Annotated in this window: 16 protein-coding genes and 1 pseudogene; 14 read left to right on the top strand and 3 right to left on the bottom strand. The window is 35.9% G+C overall.

From position 1 onward, the window contains the following. Positions 1–232 precede the first annotated feature (232 nt). From C9J37_RS02035 to C9J37_RS02065, 7 genes and pseudogenes are all read left to right on the top strand, one after another. The gene (locus C9J37_RS02035) at positions 233–1540 is read left to right on the top strand and encodes a sensor histidine kinase (protein ID WP_107894294.1); all 1308 of its coding nucleotides are present in this window, start codon (positions 233–235) and stop codon (positions 1538–1540) included. A gap of 209 nt (positions 1541–1749) precedes the next feature. Next, positions 1750–2301: a histidine phosphatase family protein gene (locus C9J37_RS02040; protein ID WP_107894039.1), complete on the top strand. Its 552-nt coding sequence runs from the start codon at positions 1750–1752 to the stop codon at positions 2299–2301. A gap of 70 nt (positions 2302–2371) precedes the next feature. Next, positions 2372–2569, top strand: a pseudogene (locus C9J37_RS02045) (cold-shock protein); the annotation flags it as partial. 1134 nt (positions 2570–3703) lie between these two features. After that, positions 3704–5191 carry a malate:quinone oxidoreductase gene (locus tag C9J37_RS02050; RefSeq protein ID WP_069511624.1) on the top strand — a complete coding sequence of 496 codons (1488 nt, stop codon included), beginning with the start codon at positions 3704–3706 and terminating at the stop codon, positions 5189–5191. 274 nt (positions 5192–5465) lie between these two features. Then, positions 5466–5687, top strand: a complete 222-nt coding sequence (locus C9J37_RS02055) for a DUF2829 domain-containing protein (RefSeq protein ID WP_107894041.1) — start codon at positions 5466–5468, stop codon at positions 5685–5687. A 205-nt stretch (positions 5688–5892) separates the two neighbouring features. Beyond that, positions 5893–6648: a 3-oxoacyl-ACP reductase gene (locus tag C9J37_RS02060; RefSeq protein WP_107894042.1), complete on the top strand. Its 756-nt coding sequence runs from the start codon at positions 5893–5895 to the stop codon at positions 6646–6648. 152 nt (positions 6649–6800) lie between these two features. Further along, positions 6801–7310 (top strand): QueT transporter family protein, encoded by a 510-nt coding sequence (locus C9J37_RS02065; RefSeq protein WP_107894043.1) that lies wholly within the window; start codon positions 6801–6803, stop codon positions 7308–7310. A 106-nt stretch (positions 7311–7416) separates the two neighbouring features. Here the strand turns inward: C9J37_RS02065 and C9J37_RS02070 are convergent, their stop codons facing one another. Beyond that, a complete protein-coding gene (locus C9J37_RS02070) occupies positions 7417–7950 on the bottom strand; it encodes an ECF transporter S component (RefSeq protein WP_107894044.1) in 534 nt (177 codons plus the stop codon). Between the two features lie 400 nt (positions 7951–8350). Between C9J37_RS02070 and C9J37_RS02075 the strand changes: the two genes are divergently transcribed. From C9J37_RS02075 to C9J37_RS02090, 4 genes are all read left to right on the top strand, one after another. Then, entirely contained in the window at positions 8351–8578 is a 228-nt protein-coding gene (locus C9J37_RS02075) for a transcriptional regulator SplA domain-containing protein (RefSeq protein ID WP_069511614.1), read from the top strand. Between the two features lie 12 nt (positions 8579–8590). Continuing rightward, on the top strand, positions 8591–9619 hold the full coding sequence (splB, locus tag C9J37_RS02080) for a spore photoproduct lyase (protein ID WP_107894045.1): 1029 nt from the start codon (positions 8591–8593) through the stop codon (positions 9617–9619). 444 nt (positions 9620–10063) lie between these two features. After that, entirely contained in the window at positions 10064–11005 is a 942-nt protein-coding gene (locus C9J37_RS02085) for an arginine deiminase family protein (RefSeq protein ID WP_107894046.1), read from the top strand. An 11-nt stretch (positions 11006–11016) separates the two neighbouring features. Continuing rightward, positions 11017–12342 (top strand): amino acid permease, encoded by a 1326-nt coding sequence (locus C9J37_RS02090; protein WP_107894047.1) that lies wholly within the window; start codon positions 11017–11019, stop codon positions 12340–12342. Here C9J37_RS02090 and C9J37_RS02095 read toward each other — a convergent pair. Continuing rightward, positions 12339–13109 (bottom strand): YqcI/YcgG family protein, encoded by a 771-nt coding sequence (locus tag C9J37_RS02095; protein WP_107894048.1) that lies wholly within the window; start codon positions 13107–13109, stop codon positions 12339–12341. The genes C9J37_RS02090 and C9J37_RS02095 overlap by 4 nt on opposite strands. Before the next feature lie 300 nt (positions 13110–13409). Between C9J37_RS02095 and C9J37_RS02100 the strand changes: the two genes are divergently transcribed. Then, a complete protein-coding gene (locus tag C9J37_RS02100; RefSeq protein ID WP_107894049.1) occupies positions 13410–14141 on the top strand; it encodes a hypothetical protein in 732 nt (243 codons plus the stop codon). A gap of 317 nt (positions 14142–14458) precedes the next feature. Then, on the top strand, positions 14459–14587 hold the full coding sequence (locus C9J37_RS29355) for a hypothetical protein (RefSeq protein ID WP_256093166.1): 129 nt from the start codon (positions 14459–14461) through the stop codon (positions 14585–14587). 35 nt (positions 14588–14622) lie between these two features. On the opposite strand, the gene C9J37_RS02105 is transcribed toward C9J37_RS29355, so the two are convergent. Then, entirely contained in the window at positions 14623–15066 is a 444-nt protein-coding gene (locus tag C9J37_RS02105) for a MarR family winged helix-turn-helix transcriptional regulator (protein ID WP_069511602.1), read from the bottom strand. A gap of 118 nt (positions 15067–15184) precedes the next feature. Between C9J37_RS02105 and C9J37_RS02110 the strand changes: the two genes are divergently transcribed. After that, positions 15185–15784, top strand: coding sequence for an NAD(P)H-dependent oxidoreductase (locus C9J37_RS02110; RefSeq protein WP_107894050.1), 600 nt, complete (start codon positions 15185–15187; stop codon positions 15782–15784). Positions 15785–15788: the final 4 nt, after the last annotated feature.

Raw genomic sequence — 15788 nt, forward strand, 5'->3', positions numbered from 1 at the left:
TTAGTCGCAATAACCTTAACAGAAATGGATTCTTTTTTCATCTTTTAAGTGAAAAAGAGAATCCCACAGAAAAGCTGACAAATAAGCTTTTCCGTGGGATTTTGTATATGTTGATGAATAATCTAGGTATAATATTATTGTTATTAAATATTATTATAATAATTAATTTGTTCTAGGAGTAATTACACATCGTTAAATAATGAATACAATAGATGAGGAAGTACCAGTTTGTATGAAAAATCGTAAAATTAAACTAATATTAGTATTAGCGACAGTCTTATTGTCATTGTTCACAAGTTTAAATGTGCTCACCTCATATGTGAAAATGAAAAAGACGGTGGAAGAATCCATTGCTAACCAAAGCCTAGAAGCGGCTATTTCCATCGCATCATCAATTGATGTTAAGTTGTATCAACAATTTTCAAATAATCCTGTGAAAAATGCAACTTATTGGGAAATAAGAAAATACTTAAATGATGCAAGAGAAAAATTAGGGGCCTTAAATGTCTATACTTTAGAAATTGATAATCCTAAAGTGTCAAAAACGATGATTGCTGGTGTTCCTAATCATTTCACAGAAGGCTTTGATATTGGACAAATTTGTACTGTTCCAGAAAAGCAAATCAATCAAGCTTATCAAGGGTTGACATATGTTACGAATGTCATTAATGACCCTCAACACGGAGATTATCTTTCCGTAGGCGCTCCTATTAAGAATGAAAAAGGTCAAATTATTGGCTATCTTGGGATTGATATAAGCGCAGACAAACTTAATGGTATCAAAGGCAAAGTATTAGAAAATAATTTGTTCTTGTTTATTTATAATGGAATATTTATATTAATCGTTATTGCATCATTTTTCTTTTTACAGAAATGGTATCAAAAAGAAGTGACAAAAGAAGTAGAGGTAACGGAAGATACCTACCAAACTGAAATAAAAGCGTTAATTACCTCTGTATCTTCTTTAAGACATGATTTTACCAACCATATTCAAGTGTTGCATGGGCTTTTACAATTGGGAGAGCCAGATCAAGCGAAACAATATTTATCATCATTATCTAAAGAGGTACAGGAAATAAAGTCATTAAAATTAAATATTAATCATCCAGGGCTGTCGATTTTATTGCAAACAAAAAAGTTAGCCGCTCAAAATCATAATATTGAGATGGATATATCGGTTTCGCAGGATACTTTCGATAAAATAAAAACGACTGATATCATTAAATTATTATCAAATTTAATCGATAATGCGATTGATGCGACAATTGAATTGCCTGAAAGTGAACGTAAAATAAAAATTAGTTGTTATGCAGATGAAATGAAGTATGTGTTTGAAATTGTTAATACAGGACCAACAATTACGGACCCGGATCAAATCTTTAAGCAAGGGTTTACAACGAAAAAAGCTGAACTAGGAAAAATTAGAGGTCAAGGCTTGTTTATTGTGAAAGAAGTTGTGAAAAAATACAACGGCAACATTTCTATCCAATCGACAGGGGAATTTGAGACAATGGCGATTGTAATTATTCCTTTAAAGTAAATAGGGAGTTGTTATCTCCTTCACGGCTAATCTTCGCGTGAAAAGACACTTTTTAACTGAATAGTATAATAGCTTAAGCTTCCTACTTATTAGCGTAGGAGGCTTTTGTTGCTAAGTAAATGTGCATGTTCTGAATAGCATGTATTAGCTAATATCAATCATACATTAACAGTAAATCTAAGAGGGCAGGTTAGGAGGATAAAAACCATTTGGAAAAGCCAATCCTTGATTTACTAAGAGCAGGTGGATTGATTTTATATGTTAGACATGGAGAAGCAACTGTTGGTGAAGATCAGCCATATGTTAATTTTCAAAACTGTTATACACAAAGAAATTTATCTGATTACGGTCGGCGAGAAGCCGTTTACTATGGACAAATGCTACGTTATTGGCAAATTCCAATTCGTTCACCTATAATGACAAGTCCGTTTTGTCGAACAATTGAAACGGCACAGCTTGCATTTCCAACAATGTATCTACAAATTGACCCGTTTTGGTTTTCAATTACTAAATTAGCAGAAACGATTTCCACAACTGAACAACAACAAATTTTAAAGGATGTCCAAAAATATTTAGAAGTAAAACCACCACTTGGAACTAATCAAGTAATTATTGCGCACAGTTTTCCGAAAGGGACTGCCTTAGGTGAAATTACAAGCATGGGAACCGTTATTATCAAGCCCAAAGGTGTGGGCAATGGCTATGAAATTGTAAAACAGCTAACATTAGCTGATTTAGCAACCTTAGGGACGTCACAATAATAATTTTGGGGGATAGAAATGAAACGAGAAGGGAAGGGATTGCAAAATGATATAAAAAGAAAAAGGCTATGGACGTATTGTGCTTAATGATGAGAAAGACAATCATGTCTTTGTTCATTTTAGCTCGATTTTGCTGGATAAGGAAAGATTTCCAAATACATTTCGCTTTCTGAAACAAGGCCAAAAAGTCTCCTTTGATTTACTTGAAATACCCAATTCTACTGATCAAAAGCAGGTTGCAGAAAATGTCATTGTGCTGTCAGACTAATGTGCACCAATCTTTTTAGAGAGCATTAATTCCAAGTGCAGAATTAGATTTAGGAAAATGATGAAATCAGCGACAATCAGAGTAACTTACTTTTCACAGATAGGGATGGCACACAGTAATATTTTAGATAGTAATATTGATTAAATATACATTTAACCTTATGATTATTTACAGTTTTGAATACTAAAAGGGCAGGTCACTTACAATTGAGTGACCTGCCCTTTTTAGTTTGTACTGTTTCTGGCAATAAATATATTAGGAAAAATAAATTACTTGATGTATATATTATTTAAAAAATAAAATATTCTAATAATTTTTGTCGTTGTATGGTAAACTTGATTGTGTTATATAACAATATAAAGAAAAATATTTGTAAGTCGTATAGGATTTCCTTAAACAGGAGGAAATGAATAAAACCAAGGTTTAAGTCTTGATAGATTTAATGGAAGCGTATACAGTAACTAATGAGGCAGGTGACAGACAATCGTTTGATTTATAAAACTTAGCTTAATGAGAAAAAATAATCGTCGAGCTTTTGTTATTGAAGATGATTGGAAGCAATTGTTTCGTTTGTTGAAAGAAGTGTGTCTTTTGACCTTTATACATAATTGGAGTGAAAATGCTGGAATATCCCGTCGAAAAAGCGAAAATTAGTTTGAAGGTACCTTGTGAATGTTAGCAAATCATGTAAAATAGAGTCGATTAAGCACTTTTAGACTAAAAGGTCTAGTGCTTTTAGTATGAGTGAAGTTAAAAAATATCTTTCATTAAAAAATGATGGATAAATTATTTTAGTAGTAGCATACTAAAATTCAATCAGTTGACTTTATACAACATAAACATCTTTCAGGCGATGCATTTATCCGATTTGATATGTAACGGCAGATCAATGCACCATACTCCTGGAAACAGGGGGAAGGTTTTTGTTTTAAATATGTACAAAGGACATTATGAGCGGACTTCGCACTTTTTACTACTTTTTGATTAGTTTATTACTATAATATTGTAGTAGATATTTTATTCTTTAAATAGTTGTGATAGACTATTGTAAGTTTATAGTTGATACAGAAAAGGTGTGTGACTAGTTTACACCTACATCATTTCTGCAAATCTTAAAATATAAGGATGGTAAAAATGAGTAACAGAGTAACTAAATCAGACGTCATCTTAATTGGTGCCGGAATTATGAGTGCGACTTTGGGGACAATGCTCAAAGAATTAGCACCGGACTGGAATATTACTGTGTTTGAAAAACTTTCAAACGCCGGTGAGGAAAGCTCTAATGAATGGAATAATGCAGGAACAGGGCATGCAGCACTATGCGAGCTTAACTACACTTCTGAAAAACCAGACGGTACTATTGATATTAGCAAAGCAATTAATGTTAATGAACAGTTCCAGGTTTCGATGCAGTTTTGGTCATATCTTGTAAAGAACAAGCTGATCCAAAATCCGCAAGATTTTATTATGCCATTACCACATATGAGTATGGTAAGAGGTGAAAAAAACGTTGAGTATTTAAGAAAACGTTATGAAACAATGTCAAATAATCCTCTTTTCAAAGGGATGGAATTCTCTGATAATCCAGAAAAACTGAAAGAATGGATTCCACTTATTATGGAAGACCGCCCAGCAAATGAGGCCATTGCTGCAACAAAAATTGACACTGGTACAGACGTTAACTTCGGTGCTCTAACACGTATTTTATTTGACCACCTAAAAGCGAAAGATGTAGATATCAACTACAACCATAGTGTCGAAAGCATTAAACGTACGAAAGACGGTTTATGGGAATTAAAAGTACATGATAAAGATGGCTGTAAAATGGAATACCATACAGCAAAATTCGTCTTCCTTGGAGCTGGCGGAGGAAGTCTTGAATTATTACAAAAATCAGGCATTCCTGAAGGAAAACACATTGGTGGATTCCCAATTAGTGGATTGTTTATGGTATGTAAAAACCAAGAAGTGGTTGAACAACATCATGCAAAAGTATATGGTAAAGCTGCAGTTGGTGCACCACCAATGTCTGTTCCACATTTAGACACTCGCTTTATCGATAACAAAAAATCATTACTATTTGGACCATTTGCTGGTTTCTCACCAAAATTCTTAAAAACAGGTTCAAATATGGACTTATTTGCTTCTGTAAAACCGCATAATATTACAACATTATTAGCGGCAGGGGTTAAAGAAATGTCCTTAACAAAATATTTAATCCAACAACTGTTATTATCAAAAGATCAACGTATGGAAGAGTTACGTGAGTTTATCCCAACTGCTAAAAGTGAGGACTGGGATATTGTCGTTGCAGGTCAACGTGTACAAGTTATCAAAGATACTGAAGCTGGCGGTAAAGGAACATTACAATTTGGTACGGAAGTAGTAAGTGCTGCTGACGGATCAATCGCTGCATTATTAGGTGCTTCACCAGGTGCATCTACTGCCGTTCACGTTATGCTGCAAGTCATTCAAAAATGTTTCCCTCAACAAGCAAAAGAGTGGGAGCCAAAACTAAAAGAAATGATTCCATCTTACGGTATCTCATTATTACAAAATCCAGCGCTTCTTGAAGAAGTTCATACTTCAACAGCAGAGGCTCTAGGTCTAAATAAAAACTAATCAACTTATGAACCTTTGATCCATTTTGGATTGAAGGTTCTTTTTACAATAGGGAATGAGTTGTTACGTTGAGAAAAAGGAGAGAAGCTATTCTTTTTTTATATTGCTGTTGTTTCTAAATTTCCAATATATCGCTAAATAAGGAACTAATATAACAAAAAAGTAGTTAGAATGAAAATTATAAATGAACTAGCTTCTGTTGTAAACAAAATAAATATCCAGTATACTTTTTTCGTATGGCATATTAGAAAAGATTGATAAAGGATGAGTATAGATGACGTTTGAAGAAGTATTACCGCGTTTAAAGGCGGGCGAGAAAGTGATTCGTGAAGGATGGGGCGGTGCTGAATTATATGTCAAGCTTGTAGGTCAAAGCGAGCACGACGGAGAGAATTTGAACCCCTTTTTTTTAATTAATGTGCGTGGCGAGGGCTACACGATGTTCACACCAACAGTATGTGATTTATTAGCCGAAGATTGGAAAATCGTAAATTAAATTTAGTGTCGTTTAAAAAGGTTATAATAGTATGCTAAGTGATTCTTAGTATGCTATTTTTTTGATATGAAGGTTAAGCTTTTAGGCGGTATAGTTTATAAGAGCTGGCACATTGCATGTAGAGTTGCGACTTGAAGGGCTTTAAAAAATGTCTCTTCTTTCAGTATTTTTAGTAGTAGATTACTTTTTTAAAAGGAGAGATCCTATGAAGTTTGCAGAATATAATGGTAAAACAGTGTTTATTACAGGTGCTGCGTCAGGTATTGGTCAAGCACAAGCTATTGCTTTTTTAGAAAACGGTGCTAATGTTTTTGGTTTGGATGTAGATGAGCGAGGGTTAGGGCAATTACACCAGCAATACCCTGAGCGCTTTGCTTATACGCTAGGAAGTGTCTGTAAGAAAAGTGATGTAGAGCACGCTTTTCAAGCAGTAATGGCAAGCTTTAAAAGCGTAGATATCTTACTGAATACAGCTGGCGTTTTAGATGGTTTTGCCAAAACGCTAGATACCGATGAGGCGCTATGGGACAAAATTATAAATACAAATGTAAAGGGTACTTTTTTTGTAACGAATACGATTTTACCTCATATGTTACAACGGAAATCGGGCATCATCGTTAATATGGCATCTATTGCAGGGCTGATTGCAGGAGGTGGGGGTGCGGCTTATACAGCATCCAAGCATGCCATTGTGGGCTATACGAAACAGTTAGATTTAGATTATTGTCGCGAGGGGATACGTGCGAATGCCATTGCACCAGGAGCTATTCAAACAGCTATGACCAAAGCTGATTTTGAAGGCGATGGTGAAATGGCAAAATGGGTTGCCAACGAGACACCTGCTGGTCGCTGGGCACAACCAAGCGAAGTGGCGAATTTAACGCTTTTTTTGGCGAGTCATGCCGCTGATTATATACATGGAGCTGTTGTACCAATTGACGGTGGATGGATTGCGAAATAGTATTGGTCAATGAATCAATCTTCTGCTATAATACGCAAGTAAGCAAAAATAAGCTTACACTACGGCACTTCAGTTAGGGCAATATGCTCTCTTCCTTTGGTCGTAGTTATTACTAAAATAGCAACTTGCTATTTTACAAAGGAGAATGTAAATTGAATACATCTATTGTAAAAGATTCATCGCGTACTTCTGTAAGGGAACTTACAAAAGTAGCACTTGTCGCAGCCTTATATGTGGCTGTAACTGTATTATTGTCAGTGATTAGCTTTGGAGCAGTGCAGCTACGTTTGTCGGAGATGTTCAACTATTTGGCGCTGTACAATAAACGGTATGTAGTAGCTGTAACCCTAGGTGTTGTATTGGCAAATTTTATGTCGCCGACTTGGATTCTTGATGTGCCTATCGGCGGAATTGCAACATTTCTAGTATTAATTCTTTGTCGAATGGTAACTAAAAACATTAAGCAGGATAGTTGGAAAATGGTCATCACAGCAGTGATTTTTGCACTATCGATGTTTACTGTTGCAGGCCAATTAACGATACTGTATGATCTGCCATTTTGGGCGACATGGTTTACGGTTGGTGTCGGAGAATTATTATCGATGACTGTTGGTGGCGTGACCATTTACTTATTAAATAAAAAAATAGATTTATCCAAATAGAAAAAACACATTCGCGCAAGCGAGTGTGTTTTTATTTGTAAAGGGAACAGGCGTGTATTGCAAATAAAAAATTCTCGCTGATTTAACAGCGAGAACAACTCCAAATTTATTTGAAAATCGGTGTTTTTCTTAAGAGAATACAAACCGGAATTGCCACAATCATTCCTAAAGCATTTTGAACTAAGTCTCCAGGAATAGAAGTCAATGGTGCAACCCAATTGGCATATAAAATACCTTCCCCAACATAATAAACGGCTACCATAAATGGAACTGAAATAATCATAGCAAGAACATTAATGGCAATGCTGTTTCCTTTGCGTCCGTTCGACCAAGCGATTTTCCCTACGATATAGCCTTGTAAGCCACGAGCTACGATTGTAATAGGCGCCCACAATGTCCATCCAGATACAACGTCAAATAAACCCATGCCTATTGCACCTGCAATGGCACCTTTTTTAGGACCAAAAAGAATAGATGCGATAAAGAGCATACCTGTACCAAGATGAACCAATCCACCATTTGCTTTAATAGGTAGTTTAATATTCAATGTGAGTGTTGCTACAAACACAAGTGCAATTAACATGGCTGATAGAATTAGATCAAAAGTGCGTGAATGTGAATAGCTTATTGATTTTTGCATAGTTGTAAACCTTCCTTATTTGCTTTTTCAATATCAAAGAATAGTTGCGCAAAACCTTACTTCGTAAATCAATGCTGCATGCTAGGATAACATTAGCAAAGGCTTGGCCTATTTAAAAGTATCAATTTTGCAAAAAAAATAGTGGTCAGTTTTACATCTTGCACTAACCTGTACTTAGAGATATGAAGTAAACGCTGCTTGTTAACGGAAATTGATAAAAAGAATAGAGTCGAAAATGGAAATAATTACTTATCTAATTATAAGAAGATTTGTCTTGGGATTTGCTATTTTGAAATAATTTATTCAAGTAAATAGCTAGGTGAAAATATGATTTCAATACACAACATAATTTCACTTTCTTTAGCCAAACTAATAGAAATGACTAAAGGAGGATGAAGAAATGCAACAGCAATCATATAATGCAGGGGATATTGTTTATATCTTTTACCGCAATCCACATATTCAAGATGTCGCAAATATACAGGAAGCGGCAGTTGTTAATAATCCAGAAAATCCAAATGAATTGGCGTTATTTCTTTTTGAAACTTACTATCCGTTAACGAATGACTTTGTTATTTTTTCAAGTGAGATGGATGCGGAGCAAGCGTATCATCAATATTTTCATTGATGGAGGTAGAGGATGCGAAAACCATTTACACCTCAGCTCGTTTATTTTGAACCTGATGCGCTCGACTATCCGCTTGGACAAGAACTAAAAGAGAAGTTTGAGCAAATGGGCGTAGAAATTCGTTATACTACATCACATAATCAGGTGCGCAATCTTCCTGGAGACAATGATTTGCAAAAGTATCGGATTGCCAAGTCAACGCTCGTCGTGGGTATTCGAAAAACATTAAAATTTGATACATCTAAACCGTCAGCAGAATATGCTATTCCTTTTGCCACTGGATGTATGGGGCATTGTCATTATTGTTATTTGCAAACAACGATGGGCAGCAAGCCTTATATTCGCACATATGTCAATGTTGAGGAAATACTTGAAGCTGCAGACAACTATATGGCAGAACGAGCACCTGAAATTACGCGCTTTGAAGCATCGTGTACATCAGATATTGTTGGAATTGATCACTTAACACATACGTTAAAAAGAGCGATTGAGCATTTTGGACAAAGTGAGTTTGGTTTACTGCGATTTGTAACGAAATTCCATTATGTGGACCATTTATTAGATGCCAAACATAATGGCAAGACAAGATTTCGTTTTAGTGTAAATGCGGACTATGTGATTAAAAACTTTGAGCCAGGCACATCTCCTTTAGATAAGCGCATTGAAGCGGCTGGAAAAGTAGCGAGAGCAGGCTATCCTTTAGGTTTTATTGTTGCGCCCATTTATCTGCACGAAGGTTGGGAGGAAGGCTATTATCATATGTTTGAGCGTCTAGATGCGGAATTGCCCCATGATGTAAGGGACGATATTACCTTTGAATTTATTCAACATCGCTTTACAAAGCCTGCGAAAAAAGTAATCGAAAAAAACTATCCAATGACAAAATTAGAATTAGATGAAACTGCGAGAAGATACAAGTGGGGGAAATATGGGATTGGTAAATATATTTATCAAAAAGAAGAAGAGGAAGACATAAAAGAACATCTTTATGGCTATATGAAAAAATTTTTCCCCAATGCGAAACTAGAGTATTTTACGTAAACATATCGTAGAATTCCGTTCCAGGCGCTCCCTTTCCGCAGGCACGGCTTCAACTAATTTTTGCGACAAAAGCCGCAAAAATGGATTTTCAGCTCATGCTGTTCATGCTAGAGTGTCGCGCCTTCCACTCCAATCAACTAGTAAAGCTCCTAGCATGCCGAATATTTTTGAGGTAACAATAAACCTACCTCGCCTTTGCAAAGAATTCTACGTGGCCATGAGATTGTCATAGTAAACGTTTAAAAGAAGTATTTCATTTTTTGATGTTCCTTGAAAGCGTCCGCACGAAGTGGAAATCCAGAAACAGTTTCATTCTATGAGTTTGTTTACACTTTCAGACACACCGTTATGTATGGTGTGTTTTTCTTGTAGCGCTGCATCGTATAATCTTTAAGTTGCTGGTAAGGCTAACAATAATCGCGACGAAAAGGGGGAGTTACTATCATGATGTCATTTCAACCAAGCTGTTGGTCGGAGCACGGAGAGCTTACTGCGGTTATGCTTTGTGCGCCTTCCAAATTAGATGTACCCGATTTAAAAACGGCAGAAAATGTACAATGGAGTGCGGCTGTTTCACATACCCAAGCAATGGAAAGTTTTATGGAGTTGAAAGAGACTTTACAACAGGCAGGCGTGCACGTAATAGATTACGCAACACATCTATTAGCAGATGCGCAGCACCTTAGCGAACAACTTCTAAATCGTTATTTTGTGCGTGACCTTGCATGTGTATTTGGTAACCGAATGCTACCAGGTGCAGCGGGTAGCTCGATTAGACGACCGGAATATGGACATGCGCACACATTACTTCAGAAATGGTTTCCGCAACACTTTATGCCGGCTAAGGAAAGTAGCCATGTATTAGAGTTTGGAGATGTGATGGTGTTAAATCGTGATGCTGTGCTTATCAATATAGGTGTAAGAACGACTAGGCAGGGTGTAGAGCATATAAAAGACAATATTTTTGAAGCAGGTTTCTCTGAAATAGGCATTATTGATTTGCCTCGAAGCTCGGATACACTGCATTTAGATATGAATTGTAATATTGCCAACAACGATGTCGTAATAGCGAAAAGTTTTATGCGTTATTTTCCTATCCAAGTAATTACAACAAGTGCGACTCGTTTTGATATGACAGAACAATTTTTCAATCGTCATGGGTTTGAGTTGTATTGGTTAGAAAAATATAACACCATTCCTGATATTAATTTTTTAAATCTCAATCCCGAAACATTGTTAGTCAGTAAAAAAGCGACGAAACAGCATTTTAAAACGCATCCAAAATTACAAAAGAAAAATATTGTGGAAATTGACGTGACAGAGCTTGAAAAAGGCGGTGGTGGTATTCGCTGTATGACATTACCATTAGTGCGAAAATCAGTATAGAGGTGATTTCTATGGAGTCAAAAACAAGCAAAGGCCAAATGTCTTGGTGGCAGTTGTCCCTGTTAGGTGTAGGGTGTACGTTAGGGACAGGTTTTTTTCTCGGAACAAGCATGGCCATTGCAAAGAGTGGACCTGCTGTTTTAATTCCATTTATTTTAGCAGCCATTGGCACGTACATTGTCTATGATGCACTCGTGAATATGTCTGTTGCCAATCCTGACAAAGGATCATTTCGTACGTATGCAAAACAAGCCTTTGGCAATTGGGCAGGTTTTAGTAATGGTTGGGTCTATTTAATTTCTGAACTATTAATTATGGGGAGCCAATTAATGGCATTAGGTATTTTCACGCGTTTTTGGTTTCCTAGCATACCGCTATGGATGACTGCATCAGGTTTTGGTGCACTTGGCTTGCTCATTATACTGACGGGAATGAAAGGCTTTGAAAAATTTCAAAATGTATTTGGGGCAATGAAAGCCGCTGCTGTTGTAATGTTTATTGTAGTTGCTGCTATCCTAGTGATAAAGGGTATGAATAGTGGGCCAACGCAAGTAGATGTTATTCTAGCAAACTTTCAAGGCTTCTTTTCGGAAGGAGTAAAGGGCGTTTGGCTTGGTTTACTCTATGCATTTTTTGCTTTTGGTGGCATAGAGGTGATGGGGCTACTCGTAATCGATTTAAAAGATCCCCAGCAGGCACCGAAAGCCGGAAAAGTAATGATTGTTATCCTTACTACGATTTACGTAATTGCACTAGCCTGTGCCCTTGCATTAGTACATTGGGCATCATTTACAATAGACGAAAGCCCGTTTATTACTGCCCTTGCAAATTTTAATATCCCATTTGTGGCGGATATCATAACCGGTATTTTAATTATTGCTGGATTTTCTACAATGGTTGCGTCCTTGTATGCTGTTGTCACGATTTTAACGGCTTTAGCTGAAGATCACGATGCACCAGCGGTATTAGCGAAAAAAGGAAAAATGAAAGTACCGTTACCAGCCTTTCTGTTCCTCACTGGTGGTTTAATTATCACTATTACAATCGGCTTCCTGATTCCAGAAAAGATTTTTGAATACTTAATAACGGCAGCGGGATTAATGTTAATTTATAATTGGCTTTTTATTTTAGTAACCTATGCAAAACTTATGACATTAACGAAGTGGCAACATGTAAAAAATATCGTTGGGATGCTGCTAATTGCGGTGACTGTTTCTGGCACTTTAGGTGAAAAAACAAGCAGACTCGGTTTTTACATAAGCTTACTGTTCATCGTCATCATTGCACTGGCAACATTATTTGTTATGAAAAAACGGAGCAACAATCGCTCCGTTTAATTTTTTCGTTGTTGTGGCAAAATGAGTGGTAAATTTCCTCTTACAAACGGACATTGTGCAGGGCTATGTTCATCATCACTTAAAAAGTATTGCTTCCATTCAAAATTATCTTTTTGCCCATACCATTTTAAGTCAGGGTGTTCTGGAATAGCATCATATTGTTCGATGCGCTTTCGTATTAACTTTTTTAGTTTTTGGCCTAGCACGGTCGTGTCATTTATATCTTCAAAGACCCAGCGTGGTTGAAAGGCCATCAGTAAAGTTGAAAACTGGCGGCTTTTACGCAATTGATGGGCAGGTGTTGCGCAAAAGACAAAATAAGGCTCCCCATTAAAACAAAATTCCCATGTATGATTAGACGGATTTACGGGGATTTCTCTAGGCCATTCTTTTTCGTCAAAGGCAGTTACATGATTTAGCATGGTCCAAAATAAAGCTCTGTAATCTTCTACATCATAATTTTCAAGCATATCTTTTGGCGTCTCAAAGAAAATGGCGTGCGAAGTATATTTCCCAGCAGATCGAGCACAGTCACCATATTCCTTTAAGCAATTTGCCAAATCTTTAGCTGATTGTAACTCTCGGGGATCGCCAACGAAACTGTAGCGTAGTTGATTTGAAATAAACCCTGTGCGCGCAGGAATACAGGGGAATGCATTTGCATCTTCAGCAACCATTGAAGCAAAATCTTGAAATGCCGTCTGTTGCCATAAGGGAAGGGAAGCCAAATGCTGTTCAAGCCAAATTTTATCAAAAACTGCTCCCATATGAGTCACCTCCTTTATACATCTTTAGACTATTAAGGAAAGTGTCATTGGGTGACGATTATTAGGGATTATTTATAACTAGTCTACATAGCGCGCGATATTTTGCCGTTCAAAAGGTGTGTAAAAAATTATGTCAAACCGATAGTTGCATACCATTGTAAATAACCAGATATTCTATATTTAAATAATTTGAATTTTTTGAATTTTTTAATTATTATTCATTTTTAACTTTCGTATATTTTCATGATTTGATAAGATAAAAGTATTATATAACATATAAATATACGGGAGGTCTGTACTATGAAATTTCGTTCAATTCTTTTAACATCAGTAGTTATTCTTGGTCTTTCAGGGATTGGATTTGGAACTAATTATGTAAAAGCTATGCCATTAGATGCAAATCAAACGAAAGAACCAGCCCTTTCTGAGCATGAATTAATGACAATCAAAGCAAACCAACTAAAAATGGGAAGCGATGAAAAAACTGCTAACCAATTGATCGAAAAGTATAAAAAAGGAGAACTAGCTGATGCAGATTTAATGAGTTTTAGGGATGCTGTAAGCTCAAATACTACCGTTGAAGGTGATACTACTACAACAACTTATGAATTTCCAGATGGCTCTAGAGCCCAAATGCAAATTACTGAATTAAAGCTACTAGGAAGAATAACTCCATTTGCTAGTATTAGCGGAGGCCGTTGTCAAACAACAACAGTTGGAACAGAGTGTAAGTCAGTAAAGGTTAGTAATAATACACCTTTTTATGGGATGTCCTATTATGTTAACTACTACCTAAATCGTTTTGGAACTGATTCTATTACTTGGGTAGGAAACTTCAATGTTTGGACAGTAACGGGTAGTTATGCCAATCCATCTCTTCGAATACTTAAACCAGTAAATACTTCTTGGCACGATGAAGCGCGATTATCAGCACAATTTAACATGATTTTTGAAATAGGTTCCTTTAATAGAAGTCTATCTTTCTATGTGGGTAATAATAGAACTGGCTGGGGCTGGAATTCGTATTATTAATGTTAAGTAGGAATTTGAAAAATAAAAACTGTTTTAAATGAAAGAGTTGGTGTCCTCTTTTTTCGTAAATAAAAGGAAGGCTGTCCTCTGTTAAAAACGTAGTTTATCGAATTATAAATGATGTGCAAGGGGCTACATGCCTTCCTACATTAAAATTAAGAATTATTTATCGATGTCAGTGTGATGAGTTTAAGTAGATAAAAAATTAAACATATTGAAGACCAATAATCGCAACATTAAAATCATTAATGTAGAACTGAGTCAATGTTTTTTTATTCTTTGATATTACAAAAATTTACAAGGGGAGAATTTTAATAATGCCAAAAATACTTGTTGGAGATATATTTGCAGTTATTGCTACATTAGTTGCACTTTCGATACCACTAACAATTATTGGATTATTAATTTATATCGCTAAACTAATTAAAAATCTTGAAAAAAAGTGACCTCAAATCAGTTTGTATTTGAGGTCACACGTATGTTAAAGCCTATCTTCTTGTTTAAAAACCTTCTGTTGCAAAATATCCAAAGCGTGTTTGATTTCCTCTAAATCTTCTTCTGGAACATGTTGAATGAGCTGTTGAAAGCGTTCTTCGATACGGGCAAACGCTTCATGCATCATTTGTTCACCATCTGCTGATAGACGTACAAAAAATTTACGACGATCCGCTATATCACTTATTTTTTCAATTAAATTTTTTTCTTGAAGTTTCTTAAGCTCGCGACTTGTATTGGGTAACGACATATGATGACAATCACTAATTTCGGTAATCGTAACAGGTTGGCTTACTTTTAAATACTCTAAAATTTTGTATTGAACAGGCGTAATAGCATCCGTATTGATGTTTTGTGTTAAGTCACTTGTTACTTGGTGGACGGCTGCGGTAAACGTAACAAATTGATTGAATAATGCATTCTTGTCCAAATATCTCACCTCTTACTGACAAGATATCAAAGAACTTATCTTAAAACAATTATCATTTGACAACTAAAAAGGTGTTCGGTATTATTTACTTATCAAATGATAAGTAATGGAGGATGTTATGAACACGTTAGTTATTTATACGTATCCAAATCATCAAAGTTTGAATTACGCTTTTTTACAGCAAGTCCTTAAAGGGTGTAATGAAAATCCGTACATAACCGAATTACAAGTGTTAGATTTATATGAGGATAAATTTGATCCAATTTTACACTTTCACGAACATAAACGAAGACGTGATATGTATCGCGAGCCTAACTTAGAGAAATATAGAGAACAACTTACATGGGCAGATCAGATTGTTTTTATCTATCCAATTTGGTGGGGAAGACCGCCCGCAATGCTTTTAGGCTATATCGATCAACTATTTGCCTCTAATTTTGCCTATAGAGATAAAAAAGGCTTGTTTCCAGAAGGACTTTTAAAAGGGAAGTCGGTCGTCTGTGTGTCTACAATGAAAGGCCCGACAAATTATCCGCTCTTTTGGTTGAATAATGCGCATAAAGTGTTAATGCGAAAAGCATTGTTTAATTTTGTAGGAATTAAAAAGGTGAAGTTTTTTGAATTTGGAAATATGGAAAGTAAAAAGGGAGGGCAACAAAAAAAGTTAGAAAAAGTCTATCAGTATTTTAGGCAGTGCCAGTCACCCAAACAATTCTGAAAAT

The sequence above is a fragment of the Lysinibacillus mangiferihumi genome (assembly GCF_003049665.1).
Lineage (GTDB): Bacteria > Bacillota > Bacilli > Bacillales_A > Planococcaceae > Lysinibacillus > Lysinibacillus mangiferihumi.

Excerpts from the sequence above, each read along its gene's own strand:
- C9J37_RS02035 (WP_107894294.1), top strand. The coding sequence starts at position 233 with ATGAAAAATCGTAAAATTAAACTAATATTAGTATTAGCGACAGTCTTA.
- C9J37_RS02050 (WP_069511624.1), top strand. The coding sequence starts at position 3,704 with ATGAGTAACAGAGTAACTAAATCAGACGTCATCTTAATTGGTGCCGGA.
- C9J37_RS02055 (WP_107894041.1), top strand. The coding sequence starts at position 5,466 with ATGACGTTTGAAGAAGTATTACCGCGTTTAAAGGCGGGCGAGAAAGTG.
- C9J37_RS02060 (WP_107894042.1), top strand. The coding sequence starts at position 5,893 with ATGAAGTTTGCAGAATATAATGGTAAAACAGTGTTTATTACAGGTGCT.
- C9J37_RS02070 (WP_107894044.1), bottom strand. The coding sequence starts at position 7,950 with ATGCAAAAATCAATAAGCTATTCACATTCACGCACTTTTGATCTAATT.
- C9J37_RS02075 (WP_069511614.1), top strand. The coding sequence starts at position 8,351 with ATGCAACAGCAATCATATAATGCAGGGGATATTGTTTATATCTTTTAC.
- splB (WP_107894045.1), top strand. The coding sequence starts at position 8,591 with ATGCGAAAACCATTTACACCTCAGCTCGTTTATTTTGAACCTGATGCG.
- C9J37_RS02085 (WP_107894046.1), top strand. The coding sequence starts at position 10,064 with ATGATGTCATTTCAACCAAGCTGTTGGTCGGAGCACGGAGAGCTTACT.
- C9J37_RS02090 (WP_107894047.1), top strand. The coding sequence starts at position 11,017 with ATGGAGTCAAAAACAAGCAAAGGCCAAATGTCTTGGTGGCAGTTGTCC.
- C9J37_RS02095 (WP_107894048.1), bottom strand. The coding sequence starts at position 13,109 with ATGGGAGCAGTTTTTGATAAAATTTGGCTTGAACAGCATTTGGCTTCC.
- C9J37_RS02100 (WP_107894049.1), top strand. The coding sequence starts at position 13,410 with ATGAAATTTCGTTCAATTCTTTTAACATCAGTAGTTATTCTTGGTCTT.
- C9J37_RS29355 (WP_256093166.1), top strand. The coding sequence starts at position 14,459 with ATGCCAAAAATACTTGTTGGAGATATATTTGCAGTTATTGCTACATTA.
- C9J37_RS02110 (WP_107894050.1), top strand. The coding sequence starts at position 15,185 with ATGAACACGTTAGTTATTTATACGTATCCAAATCATCAAAGTTTGAAT.